The following is a 16,397-nucleotide window of genomic DNA, read 5'->3' as shown; positions in this document are numbered from 1 at the left end:
CTCGCGATGGGGCCGGCCAAGACTCAACACCTCTCAACCATTCCCCGGCACATTCGGCCAAAGATCCGCCACCAGAAACAGCCGCTCCGCTTCCTCCCAGTCCCCTTCGGCATTCTCGGTCAATCTCACCAGCAACTGCGCGGGCGCCAGCGGATCCAGTTCGCCCAGCCAGGCGTTCAACTGCTCATCGTTCCACGTCTGCTCGACGGGGTAGTGCGCCGGTGCCAGCCAGGCGTGACGGGGCAGGGGTTGCCAGCGACCTGACGGACGTTGCGCGACAAAGTGCGCCCAATCCTTCTGATGCAGCCAGCTTCCACGCAGGTGCTGCGGATGCGCACCGCGCGGCACCTGGGCCTGCCCGGGCCACGGATACAGCAGATAACCCCCTAGCCACAAATGAGCGCTGAACTGCTGAATATCCAGCGCCGCCAGCGCCTCGCGGCTTTCCGGGCGTGCCGAGATGGGCAGTTGATGCTGGCTGAGGTGTGCCAGCTTGCGGTCCAGCCGGTCATGACAGCCAGGTCCGAGCCACTGCGCCGGATCGGTCCCGTCACCATTCTGCGGGCCGAGGTAAAGCTTGATCGCCAGTTCCAGGTGGTGCACTCCATCGCGATCGCGCAACAGCATGTCCAGCTCACCCAGCGTGTGACCTTCGCGACGAATCGGCAGATTCGCGGCAATCAACTCGATACCCGGCGCGTGGCGCACCGCGTACTGCCACAGGCGCTCGTAGTACAAACCCAGTCGACGGGTTCGTGCCTGGGCCAGCCAGTGCAGCAAGTCGTAGCTGTCGCGATCCAGTTGCCTGAGCCAGCTCTCCAGGCGTTCGGGTGTCTGCACCCAGTCACTGCCGGCCAGCGGGTGACGCTGCGGCCATGGCGTATCGCTGAGCATGGGCGGCGCGAGGATCACCCACGCCAGGTCACGCACCTCCGGATGGCGTAACTGGTGGGGCAACTGAAGCAAGTCTGGAAATAGGATCATCTTGCGAGCATAGCTCTAAACGTGACTACACCCTTGTCGCTGAAAGGATTTTGTCTATGCCGCGCTTTCGCCCATAATCGTGTTTTTCGCCGTCGCAGAGCCTGGAAGCCCCATGGAGCAATTTCGTAATATCGGCATCATCGGTCGCCTCGGCAGTTCGCAGGTGCTGGATACCGTCCGCCGACTGAAACGGTTTCTGCTCGATCGTCACCTGCATGTGATCCTCGAAGACACCATTGCCGAAGTGCTGCCAGGTCATGGCCTGCAAACCTCGTCGCGCAAGATGCTCGGCGAAGTGTGCGACATGGTGATTGTGGTCGGTGGTGATGGCAGCCTGCTCGGCGCGGCCCGGGCACTGGCCCGGCACAATATTCCGGTGCTGGGTATCAACCGCGGCAGCCTGGGCTTTTTGACCGACATCCGCCCGGATGAGCTGGAAGTCAAAGTGGCTGAAGTGCTGGACGGCCATTATCTGGTTGAAAACCGCTTCCTGCTCCAGGCCGAAGTCCGCCGCCACGCCGAAGCCATCGGGCAGGGCGATGCGCTGAATGACGTGGTGCTGCACCCTGGCAAATCCACGCGAATGATCGAATTCGAGTTGTATATCGATGGCCAGTTCGTGTGCAGCCAGAAGGCCGACGGCCTGATCGTCGCCACGCCCACCGGTTCGACGGCTTATGCGCTGTCAGCCGGCGGCCCGATCATGCACCCCAAGCTCGACGCTATTGTGATTGTGCCGATGTACCCCCATACCTTGTCAGGCAGGCCAATTGTGGTCGATGGCAACAGTGAGCTGAAAATCGTCGTGTCCAAGGATATGCAGATCTACCCGCAAGTCTCCTGTGACGGGCAAAACCACTTCACCTGCGCGCCGGGTGACACCATCACCGTCAGCAAGAAAGCCCAGAAACTGCGGCTGATCCACCCGCTGGACCACAACTACTATGAAGTCTGCCGGACCAAGCTCGGCTGGGGCAGTCGGCTGGGTGGTGGAGGCGACTGATGCTTGATCCCGCGCGTAGCTACGACCTGATCGGTGACGTGCACGGTTGCGCTCTGACCCTTGAGCACTTGCTCGACCGACTCGGTTATCACAAACAAGGTGGCGTCTGGCGCCATCCGTCGCGTATGGCGGTGTTCGTCGGAGACATCATCGACCGTGGCCCGCGGATTCGCGAGGCGCTGTACATCGTCCACGACATGGTCGAAGCCGGCCAGGCGTTGTGCATCATGGGCAACCACGAGTTCAATGCCCTCGGCTGGAGCACACCTGCGCCACCGGGCAGCGGCAAGCAATACGTGCGCGAACACACTCCGCGCCATGCCCGCCTGTTGGCCGAAACCCTGACCCAATTCGAAAACCATCCCGCCGATTGGCACGACTTCCTGCAATGGTTCTATGAGATGCCGTTGTTCGTCGATGCCGGGCGTTTCCGGGTGGTGCACGCCTGCTGGGATGCCGGCCTGATTGCACCGTTGCGGGCCCAGTTCCCCAATGGGTGCGTCGATGAGCATTTCCTCCAGGCCTCTGCGGTGCCCGGCAGTTTTGCCTGCACCGTGTTCGACCGCCTGTTGCGCGGCACCGACATGCGCCTGCCGGACGGATTGACCATGACCAGTGGCGATGGCCTGACGCGATCGTTCTTTCGCACCAAATTCTGGGAAGACGACCCGCAAACCTACGGAGACATTGTGTTCCAGCCTGATGCCTTGCCTGACCCGGTGGCCAAGACGCCACTGTCTTCTAACGAAAAAAACACCTTGCTGCGCTACGGCGTCGACGAGCCGCTGCTGTTCGTCGGTCATTACTGGCGCAGCGGCAAACCCGCGCCGATCCGTCCAAACCTCGGTTGCCTGGATTACAGCGCGGTGCTCTACGGCAAACTCGTCGCCTATCGCCTGGATCAGGAAACACAACTGGATCCGAACAAGTTCGTCTGGGTCGATGTCGAGCGTCCGGAGGTGCTGCAATGAGTACCGTCGCCGTACTGCGCCTGCCACTGGCGGTGGACCTGAGCGGGTTCGTCAAACTGCTGCAGCGCATGCAGGTTCCGCATCGGGTCAGCGAGGAATCTGGCGAACAGGTGCTGTGGGTACCCGCCAACATCAGCGAAGACGTGCGCTCGCTGTACGAACGCTTTCCGGCGGGTGATCCCGATCAGCAGCTGGACATCCCGGTTGCGCAGACCACCAAGCGCCCGGGCTTCGTCGAGCAACTGCGCTACGCCAAGGCGACTGGCGTGGTGTTGGTGCTGAGCATGATCGTCGGCGTCATCACGCTGCTGGGCGAAAATCTAGAGACGATGCACTGGCTGACCTTCCTCGATTTCCGTGTGGTCGGCGAGTACATCCATTTCGTGCCACTGGCAGACAGCCTGGCAGCGGGGCAGTGGTGGCGGTTGGTAACGCCAATGCTGATCCACTTCGGCATCCTGCACCTGGCCATGAACGGCATGTGGTACTGGGAGCTGGGGCGGCGGATCGAATCCCGCCAGGGCAGCATCAATCTGATTGGCCTGACCCTGCTGTTCAGCCTGGTCTCCAACTATGCCCAATATCTGTTCAGCGGTGCGACGTTGTTCGGCGGGTTGTCCGGCGTGTTGTACGGCTTGCTCGGGCATTGCTGGATCTTCCAGATGCTGTCGCCGAACCCGGCTTATCGCCTGCCACGGGGCGTGCTGGTGATGATGCTGGTCTGGCTGCTGCTGTGCCTGTCCGGGCTGGTCTCGATGATCGGCTTCGGTGAAATTGCCAACGCAGCCCATGTCGGCGGGTTACTCATCGGATGCTTCACCGGTTTGTTGGGTGGTTTGTACAACCGCCGTAAACTGGCCGTCTAAAATTTTTGTGCAGATTCAAGAGCGCGGAGACCCAATGTCCTCTTTTAACGAAATGATCAAGAACATCACCCCCGACATCTACCAGAGCCTGAAACTGGCGGTGGAAATCGGTAAATGGTCCGACGGTGGCAAACTCACCGCCGAACAGCGCGAACTGTCGTTGCAGGCCATGATCGCCTGGGAAATCAAGAACCTGCCCGAAGAAGAGCGCACCGGCTACATGGGTCCTCAGGAATGCAGCTCCAAGTCGATTGAAGTGCCTAATATTCTGTTCAAGTCGGATGCCATCCATTGATCGAGATTGGCCGCGGTGCAATCAGCAAGATGTCGGCACGCCTTGACGGGCCGGACGTGCAGTACGCGTTTCGTCTGGGTGATGTCGAGGTCCCGGTCAATCCGTTGATCGGGACCACAGTGCGCCTGGAATACCTGGGAGCGATCCATTGCTCCCATTGCGGACGCAAGACCAAAACCAGTTTCAGCCAGGGTTATTGCTACCCGTGCATGACCAAGCTGGCGCAGTGCGATATCTGCATCATGAGCCCTGAGCGCTGCCACTTCGACGCCGGCACCTGCCGTGAACCCGAGTGGGGCCAGACGTTCTGCATGACCGATCACATCGTGTACCTGTCCAACTCGTCGGGCGTGAAAGTCGGTATTACTCGCGCTACGCAGCTGCCAACGCGCTGGATCGATCAGGGCGCCCGTCAGGCGTTGCCGATCATGCGTGTGTCGACGCGTCAGCAATCGGGCTTCGTCGAGGACCTGTTTCGCAGCCAGGTGGCGGACAAGACCAACTGGCGTGCTTTACTCAAGGGCGAAGCGGTTTCGGTGGACCTGGCAGCTGTTCGCGATCAGTTGTTCGACAGCTGCGCCGAAGGTTTGCAAGGTTTGCAGGAACGTTTCGGACTGCAGGCGATCCAGACCATTGCCGATGTCGAACCGATTGAAATCCGCTACCCGGTCGAGCAGTACCCGGCCAAGATCGTCAGCTTCAATCTGGACAAGAACCCGATTGCCGAAGGCACGCTGCTGGGGATCAAGGGCCAGTACCTGATCTTCGACACCGGCGTCATCAATATTCGTAAATACACGGCTTACCAGCTCGCCGTGCATCAGTAAGGACTCCAGCATGCGCACCGAACAACCGAAGATGATCTACCTGAAGGACTATCAGGCGCCCGAGTACCTGATCGACGAGACGCACCTGACCTTCGAGTTGTTCGAGGACCACAGCCTGGTCCATGCGCAACTGGTGATGCGCCGCAATCCCGAGCGTGGCCCAGGCTTGCCGCCGCTGGTGCTGGATGGCCAGCAGCTTGAATTGCTGTCGGTGAACCTCGGTGATGTAGAGCTGAGCGACACGGACTACCAGTTGACCGAGAATCACTTGACCCTGCACCCGACCAGCACCACGTTCACGGTCGACACCAGCGTCAGGATCCACCCGGAAACCAACACCGCGCTGGAAGGCCTGTACAAATCCAGCGGCATGTTCTGCACCCAGTGCGAGGCTGAAGGCTTCCGCAAGATCACCTATTACCTCGACCGCCCGGACGTGATGAGCAAGTTCACCACCACGGTGGTCGCCGAGCAGCACAGCTACCCGGTGTTGCTGTCCAACGGCAACCCGGTTGCCTCAGGCCCCGGCGAAGAAGGCCGGCATTGGGCGACCTGGGAAGACCCGTTCATGAAGCCGGCGTACCTCTTTGCGCTGGTGGCCGGTGATCTTTGGTGCGTCGAAGACACCTTCACCACCATGACCGAGCGTTCCGTGGCGCTGCGTATCTATGTCGAGCCGGAAAACATCGACAAGTGCCAGCACGCCATGAACAGCCTGAAGAAATCCATGCGCTGGGACGAAGAGGTGTACGGCCGCGAGTACGACCTGGACATCTTCATGATCGTCGCCGTGAACGACTTCAACATGGGCGCCATGGAGAACAAGGGCCTCAACATCTTCAACTCCAGCGCCGTGCTGGCCAAGGCCGAAACCGCGACCGACGCCGCTCACCAGCGCGTTGAAGCCATCGTCGCCCACGAATACTTCCACAACTGGTCGGGGAACCGCGTGACCTGCCGCGACTGGTTCCAGCTGTCGCTCAAGGAAGGTTTCACGGTGTTCCGTGATTCCGGTTTCTCCGCCGACATGAACTCGGCCACGGTCAAGCGCATCCAGGACGTGGCCTACCTGCGTACTCACCAGTTCGCCGAAGACGCTGGCCCCATGGCCCACGCCGTGCGCCCGGACAGCTTCATAGAGATCTCCAACTTCTACACCCTGACCGTATATGAGAAGGGCTCGGAAGTGGTCGGTATGATCCACACCTTGCTCGGTGCCGAAGGCTTCCGCAAAGGCAGCGACCTGTACTTTGACCGCCATGACGGCCAGGCCGTGACGTGCGACGACTTCATCAAGGCCATGGAAGACGCCAATGGCGTCGACCTGACCCAATTCAAACGCTGGTACAGCCAGGCTGGTACGCCACGCCTGGCGGTGAGTGAGTCTTACGACGCCGTGGCGAAAACCTACAGCCTGACCTTCCGCCAAAGCTGCCCGGCGACTCCGGACAAGGTTGAGAAGCTGCCGTTCGTGATCCCGGTCGAGCTGGGCCTGCTGGACAGCAAGGGCGGCGAAATCGCCCTGCGCCTGCAAGGTGAAGCAAGCGCCCAGGGCACTTCGCGAGTGATTTCGGTGACCGAAGCCGAGCAGACGTTCACCTTCGTAGACGTCGCGGAACAGCCGTTGCCTTCGTTGCTGCGTGGTTTCTCGGCGCCAGTGAAGCTGAGCTTCCCGTACAGCCGCGACCAATTGATGTTCCTCATGCAGCACGACACTGACGGTTTCAACCGTTGGGACGCCGGCCAGCAACTGTCGGTCCAGGTGCTGCAAGAGCTGATCACCGATCACCAGAAGGGTGAGAAGCTGGTGCTGGATCAACGACTGATCACGGCCCTGCATTCGGTGCTGACCGACGAAACGCTGGACCAGGCCATGGTCGCGGAAATGCTTTCGCTGCCGGGTGAAGCCTATCTGACAGAAATCAGCGAGGTTGCTGACGTTGACGCCATCCACATCGCCCGCGAGTTTGCTCGCGAGCAACTGGCGGACAACCTGTTCGAGCCGCTATGGCTGCGTTATCAGGCCAATCGCGACCTGTCGAAAAAGACGCCTTATGTGGCCGAGGCCGAGCACTTTGCTCGTCGTGCGCTGCAGAACATTGCGCTGTCGTACCTGATGCTCAGCGAAAAACCGGAAGTCCTGGCCGCGACCCTTGAACAGTTCGAGTTCAGCGACAACATGACCGAACGCCTGACGGCGCTGGCGGTGTTGGTCAATTCGCCATTCGACGAAGAGAAAGCGAAGGCGCTGGCCAGTTTTGCCGAGCACTTCAAGGACAATCCGCTGGTCATGGATCAGTGGTTCAGCGTTCAGGCCGGCAGCACGTTGCCTGGTGGCCTGGAGCGGGTGCGTCAGCTGATGCAGCACCCGGCGTTCAACATGAAGAACCCGAACAAGGTGCGGGCACTGGTAGGCGCGTTTGCCGGGCAGAACCTGATCAACTTCCATGCGGCGGATGGTTCGGGGTATCGCTTCCTGGCGGACCTGGTGATCGAGCTGAACGGGTTCAATCCTCAGATTGCTTCCCGTCAACTGGCGCCGCTGACTCGCTGGCGCAAATACGACGACGCTCGTCAGGCGTTGATGAAGGGTGAGCTGGAGCGGATTCGGGCTTCGGGTCAGCTGTCGAGCGACGTGTTCGAAGTGGTCAGCAAAAGCCTGGCCTGACGCTGGCTCATCCCTTAAACCTGTTCTGATCGTTCCCACGCTCTGCGTGGGAATGCAGCCCGGGACGCTCCGCCTCCCAAAGCGGACGCAGAGCGTCCAGTGAGGCATTCCCACGCAGAGCGTGAGAATGATCTAGATGAATTTGTGGGAACGATCTTCTTCCACATCACCTCTCCGAATACCGCCTCATTCACCTCCAGCCCTTATCCCGCCAGTTAACAAAAGATAACGTGGCGTCGATTGTCAGACCTTTCCAAACCCCGATAGGATAAGCCAGCTTCCGAAGGGGCTCTAGATTGCGCATTTCAGGACTATGCTCCAGAAAGCCGATCAGGATGAACACCCTTACGGCGCCCTGAAAGGTTGAACGACCTAACAATAATAATGGGGGAAGGTCTATGAGTGAGCCTGTCATGGGTGTGGGTATCTGCCGCCCGCCGGCATTACGCAAATTCGCGTTGCTGGCTACAGCGCTCTCGCTGTTGGGCACTGCCATGTTGTCGGCTCCTGTGCTGGCCGCGGCCGCGCCGGCATCCGATGTTGTCTATTCCGTTGAATCCGCCAAGGCCAGCAAAAGCCTGATGCTCGATGTCGTGCACGCCGGCAAGCGGCTGGTGGCCGTCGGTGATCGTGGGCACATCCTTTATTCCGATGACCAGGGCGCTACCTGGACGCAGGCCAAGGTACCGACCCGGCAACTGCTGACCTCGGTATTTTTCGTCGACGACAAACACGGCTGGGCCGTCGGTCATGACGCGCAGATCCTCGCCAGTGAGGACGGCGGCGTCACCTGGACCAAACAATACGAAGATCTGACACGCGAAGCGCCGCTGCTGGACGTCTGGTTCAAGGACGCCAACAGCGGCTTTGCCGTGGGTGCCTATGGCGCATTGCTGGAAACCACCGATGGCGGCAAGCACTGGGAAGACGCCAGCGACCGCCTCGATAACGAAGACCAGTTTCACCTCAACGGCATCGCAGCCGTCAAGGATGCCGGGCTGTTCATCGTCGGAGAGCAGGGCAGCATGTTCCGCTCTGCGGACTGGGGTCAGACCTGGGAAAAACTCGAAGGCCCGTACGAAGGTTCTCTTTTCGGCGTGATCGGTACGGCCCAAGCCAACACCCTGTTGGCTTACGGATTGCGCGGCAACCTGTTCCGCTCCACCGATTTCGGCACCACCTGGGAGCCGGTTGAACTCAAGGCCACCCGTGGCGCGCTGGAGTTTGGTCTGTCCGGAGCTACGTTGCTCGATGACGGTTCCATCGTGATCGTTGGTAATGGTGGCTCGGTGATCCGCAGCAACGACAACGGCGAAACCTTCAGCGTGTTCAACCGTGCGGATCGCATTTCCGTGTCGGCTGTCACTGCCGCAGGCAACGGAAATCTGATTCTGGCAGGACAGGGCGGCGTTCGCGCTACTTCGCCATCGGGCGCCGAGTTGGGCAAATGAGCCGGGCACATAATAAGAAGGCGGGTCTATGACATCCCTAAGCAGCCATCACCAAGACAAGGCGACATTTCTCGAACGCCTGATTTTCAACAACCGCCCGGCAGTGATCACGATCTGCCTGCTGGTCAGTATTTTCCTGTTCTGGCAGGCGACGCTGATTCGTCCGTCCACCAGTTTCGAAAAAATGATCCCGCTGGAACATCCCTTCATTCAGAAGATGATGGAGCATCGCAACGACCTGGCGAACCTGGGCAACACGGTGCGGATCTCGGTTGAAGCCACCGACGGCGACATTTTCTCCAAGGAGTACATGGAGACCCTGCGTCAGATCAACGACGAAGTGTTCTATATCTCCGGCGTCGACCGCTCCGGTCTCAAGTCGCTGTGGAGTCCGAGCGTACGCTGGACCGAGGTGACGGAAGAAGGCTTCTCCGGTGGTGAAGTGATCCCGCAAAGCTATAACGGTTCGCAGGAAAGCCTCGATCTGCTGCGCAACAACGTGCTCAAGTCCGGGCAAGTCGGGCGACTGGTGTCCAACGACTTCAAGTCGAGCATCGTCGATATTCCATTGCTGGAGTCCTACCCGGACCCGCAGGACCAGGGCAAATTGCTGGCCCTGGACTATCGCAAGTTCTCCCACGAGCTCGAAGACAAGATCCGCGACAAGTTTGAGAAACAGAACCCCAACATCAAGATCCACATCGTCGGTTTCGCCAAGAAAGTAGGCGATCTGATCGATGGTCTGGTCATGGTGGTGATGTTCTTCGGCATCGCCTTCGTGATCACCCTGATCCTGCTGTACTGGTTCACCAACTGCATGCGCAGCACCGTGGCGGTACTCAGTACCACGCTGGTGGCGGTGGTCTGGCAACTCGGCTTGATGCACTTTTTCGGCTTCGGGCTCGATCCCTATTCGATGCTGGTGCCGTTCCTGATTTTTGCCATCGGTATCTCCCACGGCGTACAGAAAATCAACGGTATCGCCTTGCAGTCCAGCGAGGCGGACAACGCTCTGACCGCCGCACGACGGACCTTCCGTCAACTGTTTCTGCCGGGGATGATTGCGATCCTCGCGGATGCGGTGGGCTTCATTACCCTGTTGATCATCGACATCGGCGTGATTCGTGAACTGGCCATCGGCGCGTCCATCGGCGTGGCGGTGATCGTGTTCACCAACCTGATCCTGTTGCCGGTGGCGATTTCCTATGTCGGCATCAGCAAGCGCGCCGTGGAGCGCAGCAAGAAGGACGCGGTGCGCGAGCATCCGTTCTGGCGTCTGCTGTCGAATTTCGCCAGCCCGAAAGTCGCCCCGGTGTCGATTGCCCTGGCACTGATCGCTTTCGGTGGCGGCCTCTGGTACAGCCAGAATCTGAAAATTGGCGACCTGGACCAGGGCGCTCCGGAGCTGCGTCCGGACTCGCGTTACAACAAGGACAACAACTTCATCATCAGCAATTACTCCACCAGCTCTGACGTATTGGTGGTGATGGTCAAAACCAAGGCCGAAGGCTGCTCGCGCTACGAAGCCATGGCGCCGATCGACGAGCTGATGTGGAAGATGCAGAACACCGAGGGCGTGCAGTCGGCGATCTCGCTGGTGACCGTGTCCAAGCAGATGATCAAGGGCATGAACGAGGGCAACCTGAAATGGGAAACCCTGTCACGTAACCCGGATGTGTTGAACAACTCCATCGCCCGGGCAGATGGCCTGTACAACAACAGCTGTTCCCTGGCCCCGGTGCTGGTGTTCCTCAACGACCACAAGGCCGCGACCCTGGACCGAGCGGTTCACGCGGTGCAGGACTTCGCCAAGGAGAACAACAAGGACGGCCTGGAATTCATCCTCGCGGCGGGTAACGCCGGGATCGAGGCGGCGACCAACGAAGTGATCAAGGAATCCGAGCTGACCATCCTGATTCTGGTGTACATCTGCGTTGCGACCATGTGCATGATCACCTTCCGTTCCTGGGCGGCGACCTTGTGCATCGTGTTGCCACTGGTGCTGACGTCGGTACTCGGTAACGCGCTGATGGCGTTCATGGGCATCGGCGTGAAAGTGGCGACCTTGCCGGTCGTGGCACTGGGCGTGGGGATTGGCGTGGACTACGGCATCTACATCTACAGCCGCCTGGAAAGCTTCCTGCGTGCCGGTCTGCCGCTGCAAGAGGCGTACTACCAGACGCTGAAATCCACCGGTAAAGCCGTACTGTTCACCGGCCTGTGCCTGGCCATCGGCGTGTGCACCTGGATCTTCTCGGCGATCAAGTTCCAGGCCGACATGGGCCTGATGCTGACCTTCATGCTGTTGTGGAATATGTTCGGCGCGCTGTGGCTGTTGCCAGCGCTGGCACGGTTCCTGATCAAGCCGGAGAAACTGGCGGGGCAGAAAGGCAATTCGTTGTTTGCTCACTGATAGTTGACCGCAGCAAAAAAATAGCCCGGGCATTGTGCCCGGGCTTTTTTTTCACTTCACTTCTGGTTTTACATCTCGAGGAACAGCTTTTTAGCCAAAGGCAGTGCAATGATTTCTTTGTTCAGATTGATGACGGCTCGGGCGTCCTTTTGCGCCTGTTCAAACAGTTGTCGACGGGTGACTAAACGCTCTGCATGCGTCTTCAAGTGGGCGAACTGCGGTTGCAGTTTCGGCGTATCAACCGTTGGGTAATGGAAATGCGCGTACCACAGGGCATTGTTGTCATCCGGTTTACCTTGTCCGATCCTGCGTTTGTCGTGCACGGCGTACTCGGTCAGAAAGTCACCCGCCTGCAATGGGAAGTGAGTTTTGACGAGGGTGATTTTGACGAAATCATTCGCCAACAGATACTCGATGTTGGAGGCTCTTGGGCGTTGTAACAGGTACCCTTCGCGGCAGAATTCGCGAGCCTGTGTCTTCATCGCCTGCGCCTCGGCCAGATAAGTACCCGCTAATTTGACTGCGTTAGCATCGGCGGCGTGCCCGCGTTGTATTTCGTTGGCCAGGGACTCGAGCTGTTCGGCAGGCCTGGTCAGCATGTGATCCCACTCCCACGGGCGGAGGTCTTCAATGCGGCGAGGATCCTTTAGCTGCCTCTGTTCAAAGCGGATGTTGCCCTCGATGCGTGCCCGCTCGTTCACTATCTTTTCCGCGTCTGCCTTTATCCTTTTCAGTGAACGAACAGAAGGGCCCGCAGGTACGTCCGGAACTCCGGCCTGTGGCGTCGCAGAACCTGTCTCGTTGACCTCTTCCCAAAGACCTGTAGTGCCTTGCTCCTGATAGGAAGCAACGGTCTGCCCGGTACTTGAGTCTATGACGTCGACAACCCTGCCTTGAGTTCCTCTGTCAGAAGGACGCAGGTCGCCCACCAGGCTGCCCTTGCTGGTATTGATGACTCTTTTGTTTGGCGTTTTCGCCTTCACCGGTTTTTCGGGGGATGGCTCAGGCAAGAAGCCTTCTTCGACAAGGATCAGGTCGGCCAGTTGCGATTCAAGGCTGGAACGGGCATCACTGAATTGCTTCAGAAAGGCTTCCCGGTATTCGTCCCGAATGTAACCTGACCGCATGTCGGACAACGAATTGAACGCGTTCTCAACACGCTTGTAGTGCTCTAATACATCCTGGAGGACCGTCGTTTTCTCAAGTGTCGAGTAGCCTGAGCGGGAACGCATTTCCGAATGCGCAAGAACGCTTTGTAATATCCGAGAATCCATTAGCTTTAGCGCCAAGAAAAACTGCACGGGTTCTCCAGGCTGGAAACTCCGGTCAATTGACAGCTCAAGAAGCGTCAGCAGCTTGGATTGCTCCAAGGGGTCAGCGAAGACGTACTGGTCGAGTGGCGTCACTGTCAGCAAGTACTGACGCAGAGCGGGATCCGCCTGATCCAATTGCGCCTCTATCCGCATGGCGATTGGAATCTGTTTTTCTTCTATTGCAAGCAGTTGTTTTTGAATGTTAAGAAATGTGTTGTAGGCAGTAGTAATGCCCTTACTCAACTCATCGTTGATACGGACGCTTAGTTCATCGATGTGCTCACCGCTTTCCAGTTCCAAAAGGTCCATGCGAGCTGTGACCAGATAGTCAAAAGCGATGTTCCAGTTATTGAACTCCATCAACGCCGACTGGTTGCGCAGGGTCAGGTGATTCCCATTCGTCAGGTCTGCTGCCATTTGCTCGGTACGTTTCTCGACAATTTTGAGAATCAAAGGAGCAATCGCTGCGACGGCGTCCAGGTATTTGTCGAGCTCGATGTCCATGCCAGCCTTCGCGACGGCCGTGATGTTTCGTTGCTCTTCATGCTTTTTGAGGTACTCGGCTTTCTTTTCAGGACCTGCGTCAGCGAGCGTCAGATTCCAGAGCACTCTCAAGCGTTTCTTTTGTTTATCCAACGTTACGCGGGATGTTTGCAATGCCTCCCTGGCTTCTCGCAAAGGTGGTATCAGCGGCGAGATCTCAATTCTGAGCGCGTCGGTTTGGGCGCTTAACTGATCCAGATGATCCTGGTTTTCGGCTCTCCATCGTTGAACTCTTTCCCTGGGCATTCCCCCTTCCAGCCTGACGCCGCGTCGCAAGCGCCAATGACCCAAGCCATCGCTGGCAAGCTGAAAGCCGGGGTGATGGGAGTGCTTGGGATCGACCAGATAAACATCACCGAAGCCGGGTTCGATGCTGACCTGAAAGAGCAAACCGCCGACGCTGGCATGCCAGAGATTGTCTATTCGGTACAAGCCTTTCAAGCGACCGCTGGCCTCCGGAGTCGGCAGAGGGGAGGGCCACGGCACGTGGACCGAAAGCAACGCGTCCAGCAATTTTGCGCTGGCCCCGGCACTGGCAAGCGAACGGCTGAAATCCAACGCCGTACGTCCTGTCGCCGGCGGTTCACCAGACAACGCGAGCGGATTCTGCCGCACCAGCGGCGGGGTCTCAGGGTGGGGCGCTGAAGAACGCAGCCATGAGGCAAGGTGCAGGTTGCTGTCATGCGCGGCGGGCTCCGGCAACGGTTGCCGCTTGGGGTTGGATGCCGCGTGCAGCAGCACCATCGCGGTGTTAAGCAACAGGTCGATCAACGCCAGCTCTCTGGTGGTCGGGTCGTCGCTGTCGAGTCCTGCCAGATCCTGTTCCAGGCTGCTGACTAACACCAGGAACCAGCCCGCCAACATGGCCGGCCCCTGGACCAACGGCAATACCAGGGTATTGAACAGCAGCCACGCACCTTCCATCACGATGGCCCAGCGGCTTTCGCTGTTGGACACCGAATCCCGATCGGCCAGTTCGACGAGCGCCCCCGCGGTGCTGTGGAACAGATGGTTGAGCAACTGTCCGTCGGCTTGCGCCTGCAACCATCTGTCGCCCCCGTCGTCGACGGCCAGGGTCGCGGGTGACGGCTTACTGTAAGGATCGAACTCACCCCCCAGCGTGAAGCGAATGATGTGCGGTTCTTTGATTCCGCCGTGGTCAAAAATGGGCCGAGCCTTGTCCGTCAGCCACATCAATACACTGGTCTGCAGTTCACCGGGTGTGGCGATGGCGTCCAGAAGGGCCTGGCGTGTCGGGTATTCGTACAGGCAGTCGGCGTACAGCGGCCGGTACAGCAGGTGCGGACCGACGTTGGTGTCGCGGGGTTCGATAATAAAGATGTTGTTTACAGTATCGGGTGTAGCACCGGCGGCTCTGCAAAGAGCCAATGGGCGCAGAACGATCTCCTGTCCGTCGATGCTTCTATCCCGGACTGTTTCACCCAACACGGCCTTTACACAGCGGTAGCCTTGGACAGTAACCCCGTGTTGTTTACGCATGGCAAATTCCAGCGCCTGCGTGGGCAAACTGACCTTGAGTTCACGGGTAAACAGCGTCTCTCGTCGACGGGCGTCTAGGGTATCGGACAGCAACAGATCCTTGATTTTCTGTGGGTAGGTCGCGCCGATGTCGACGCGTTGAATCAGCCCTTTGCTCCCCAGCACGTAATCCGCATCAAGCCAGTTCGGCAGTGCTTTGCCGCTTTTCGAGGACAGCTTGAGAGTGCCTTTCGGTTTGCCAGCAAGATTCTTGAGGGCCAGTTCCGTTAACGACATCTTCACATGCCCGATAAAACCCGCGCCGCCCGGGTACCCGGCGGCCACAGAGAAATCCAGCACCACATCGTCCGGGTCCTGATCGCCATGATCTGTGCGCATCTGTCTGCGCAAGGCGTCGCGACTGAAGGTATGGATGCTCGCAATCCCTTCGTTGAATGATCGGCCCTGGTTCTGCTTTAGCACTTGGGCCATGTCCTGCATATGACGGTGATAGGCAAACCGGTCTGCAACGCTGGCTTGCGTCACCCACTCGGGCAGGTGAGTGCGGACCTGTTCGAGCTGGGCAGATGTGGCTTCAGGCACTTTGGAGAACAGCAGCGCCGGGTCCGTGAGTGTGTCCAGGCGCCGCTCAAGGGCTCGTTCGCTCTGGCCCTGAAACTTCATTGTTCCGAGGTCTTCCAGTTGCTGGTTAAGAATGAGGCCGGCCTGCTGTTCAAACACATTGCCGTCAGGTTCGTTGCGCCGCCAACTGATGCTGTCGAACTCGAACCGACGCTGCATTCGCAGACCCCAGGCTTTGCCGAAAGCATCGATGGAGTCAAACAGCTCGATGGTTCCGGCCACGCCATACAGCAACACCTGTTTGCCCCGTATGAGCAGCAGGTCCGGTGTTAGCAGGCGCTCTTCTTTTCCAGCTTTCTTGAGGGTTGTTTCGATGAAAGAGGCGCCAGTGACGGGGGTTGAGCGTGACAAACGCGCAAGCCGTTCCGGCCACGCGGCGACGAGAGACAGCATGTCACGCTGCGTGGGATCCAGGTCCGACCGCGACGCGGCAGCGGCCATCATCTGACCCTTGAGAAACTCACCGAACCATTGCCAGCGGTTGCTGCCCTGGGTATCGGACTCGCTCCAGTGGTCAGCCAGCGCCTGCTGGAAATAGATGTAAAGGGTCGAGGGTAGAGCGGCGATGATGTCGGCGATGACCTGCATGTCCAGTACGTAAGGCGGGGCTGGGGACTTCAGGCGGGTGGGGATGTTTTGAGTGAGGTAAAACGGCAATTCGCGCCGAGGGCTCAGATCCAGGAGTTGCGGATTAAGCACATGCTCCGTTGCGACATTACTCAACAGTTTGAATTCCCATCCTCCATCGGGGTGTGGGCTGGCGAGTTTGACGTCTCGCAGGTCGATTTCGAGAGTGGGATAGTGCTCCATGATTCGATCGCGCAGCGCATTGAAAACCACTGAAAAAAACGAAGGGCGATGGGCGAAGCGTTTATGAATGGCCACGGCGGCCAATTGACTCGGGAGGGTCGACTTTGCGTCGGTGTTTGAAGCGGGCATGAC

At 58.8% G+C, this 16,397-nt stretch carries 10 protein-coding genes; 8 read left to right on the top strand and 2 right to left on the bottom strand.

Features of this window, described 5'->3' with window-relative positions; genetic code table 11:
• Window positions 1–33: 33 nt before the first annotated feature.
• The gene (locus H7698_RS26075) at window positions 34–984 is read right to left on the bottom strand and encodes a DUF1853 family protein (RefSeq protein WP_194693259.1); all 951 of its coding nucleotides are present in this window, start codon (window positions 982–984) and stop codon (window positions 34–36) included.
• Between the two features lie 112 nt (window positions 985–1,096).
• Here H7698_RS26075 and H7698_RS26070 point away from each other — a divergent pair, with 112 nt between their 5' ends.
• The 8 genes from H7698_RS26070 to H7698_RS26035 all read left to right on the top strand — a co-directional run bounded on the left by H7698_RS26070 (window position 1,097) and on the right by H7698_RS26035 (window position 11,478).
• Entirely contained in the window at window positions 1,097–1,987 is an 891-nt protein-coding gene (locus tag H7698_RS26070; RefSeq protein WP_162436772.1) for an NAD(+) kinase, read from the top strand.
• Window positions 1,987–2,958, top strand: a complete 972-nt coding sequence (locus H7698_RS26065; protein WP_194693258.1) for a metallophosphoesterase — start codon at window positions 1,987–1,989, stop codon at window positions 2,956–2,958. The genes H7698_RS26070 and H7698_RS26065 overlap by 1 nt, the downstream gene beginning before the upstream one ends.
• Window positions 2,955–3,824 (top strand): rhomboid family intramembrane serine protease, encoded by an 870-nt coding sequence (locus H7698_RS26060; protein ID WP_194693257.1) that lies wholly within the window; start codon window positions 2,955–2,957, stop codon window positions 3,822–3,824. The genes H7698_RS26065 and H7698_RS26060 overlap by 4 nt, the downstream gene beginning before the upstream one ends.
• Window positions 3,825–3,858: 34 nt before the next feature.
• Complete coding sequence (locus tag H7698_RS26055) at window positions 3,859–4,119, top strand: YeaC family protein (RefSeq protein ID WP_194693256.1); 261 nt, start codon at window positions 3,859–3,861, stop codon at window positions 4,117–4,119.
• Window positions 4,116–4,946: a DUF2797 domain-containing protein gene (locus H7698_RS26050; RefSeq protein ID WP_162436768.1), complete on the top strand. Its 831-nt coding sequence runs from the start codon at window positions 4,116–4,118 to the stop codon at window positions 4,944–4,946. The genes H7698_RS26055 and H7698_RS26050 overlap by 4 nt, the downstream gene beginning before the upstream one ends.
• Before the next feature lie 10 nt (window positions 4,947–4,956).
• Window positions 4,957–7,614 (top strand): aminopeptidase N, encoded by a 2,658-nt coding sequence (gene pepN, locus H7698_RS26045; RefSeq protein WP_194693255.1) that lies wholly within the window; start codon window positions 4,957–4,959, stop codon window positions 7,612–7,614.
• 398 nt (window positions 7,615–8,012) lie between these two features.
• Window positions 8,013–9,065: a WD40/YVTN/BNR-like repeat-containing protein gene (locus H7698_RS26040; RefSeq protein ID WP_194693254.1), complete on the top strand. Its 1,053-nt coding sequence runs from the start codon at window positions 8,013–8,015 to the stop codon at window positions 9,063–9,065.
• 28 nt (window positions 9,066–9,093) lie between these two features.
• The gene (locus tag H7698_RS26035) at window positions 9,094–11,478 is read left to right on the top strand and encodes an efflux RND transporter permease subunit (protein ID WP_194693253.1); all 2,385 of its coding nucleotides are present in this window, start codon (window positions 9,094–9,096) and stop codon (window positions 11,476–11,478) included.
• A gap of 68 nt (window positions 11,479–11,546) precedes the next feature.
• Here the strand turns inward: H7698_RS26035 and H7698_RS26030 are convergent, their stop codons facing one another.
• Window positions 11,547–16,394, bottom strand: a complete 4,848-nt coding sequence (locus H7698_RS26030; RefSeq protein ID WP_194693252.1) for a dermonecrotic toxin domain-containing protein — start codon at window positions 16,392–16,394, stop codon at window positions 11,547–11,549.
• Window positions 16,395–16,397: the final 3 nt, after the last annotated feature.

The organism is Pseudomonas sp. p50(2008) (assembly GCF_015351605.1).
Lineage (GTDB): Bacteria > Pseudomonadota > Gammaproteobacteria > Pseudomonadales > Pseudomonadaceae > Aquipseudomonas.
This window is presented reverse-complemented; position numbering and strand designations above follow the sequence as displayed.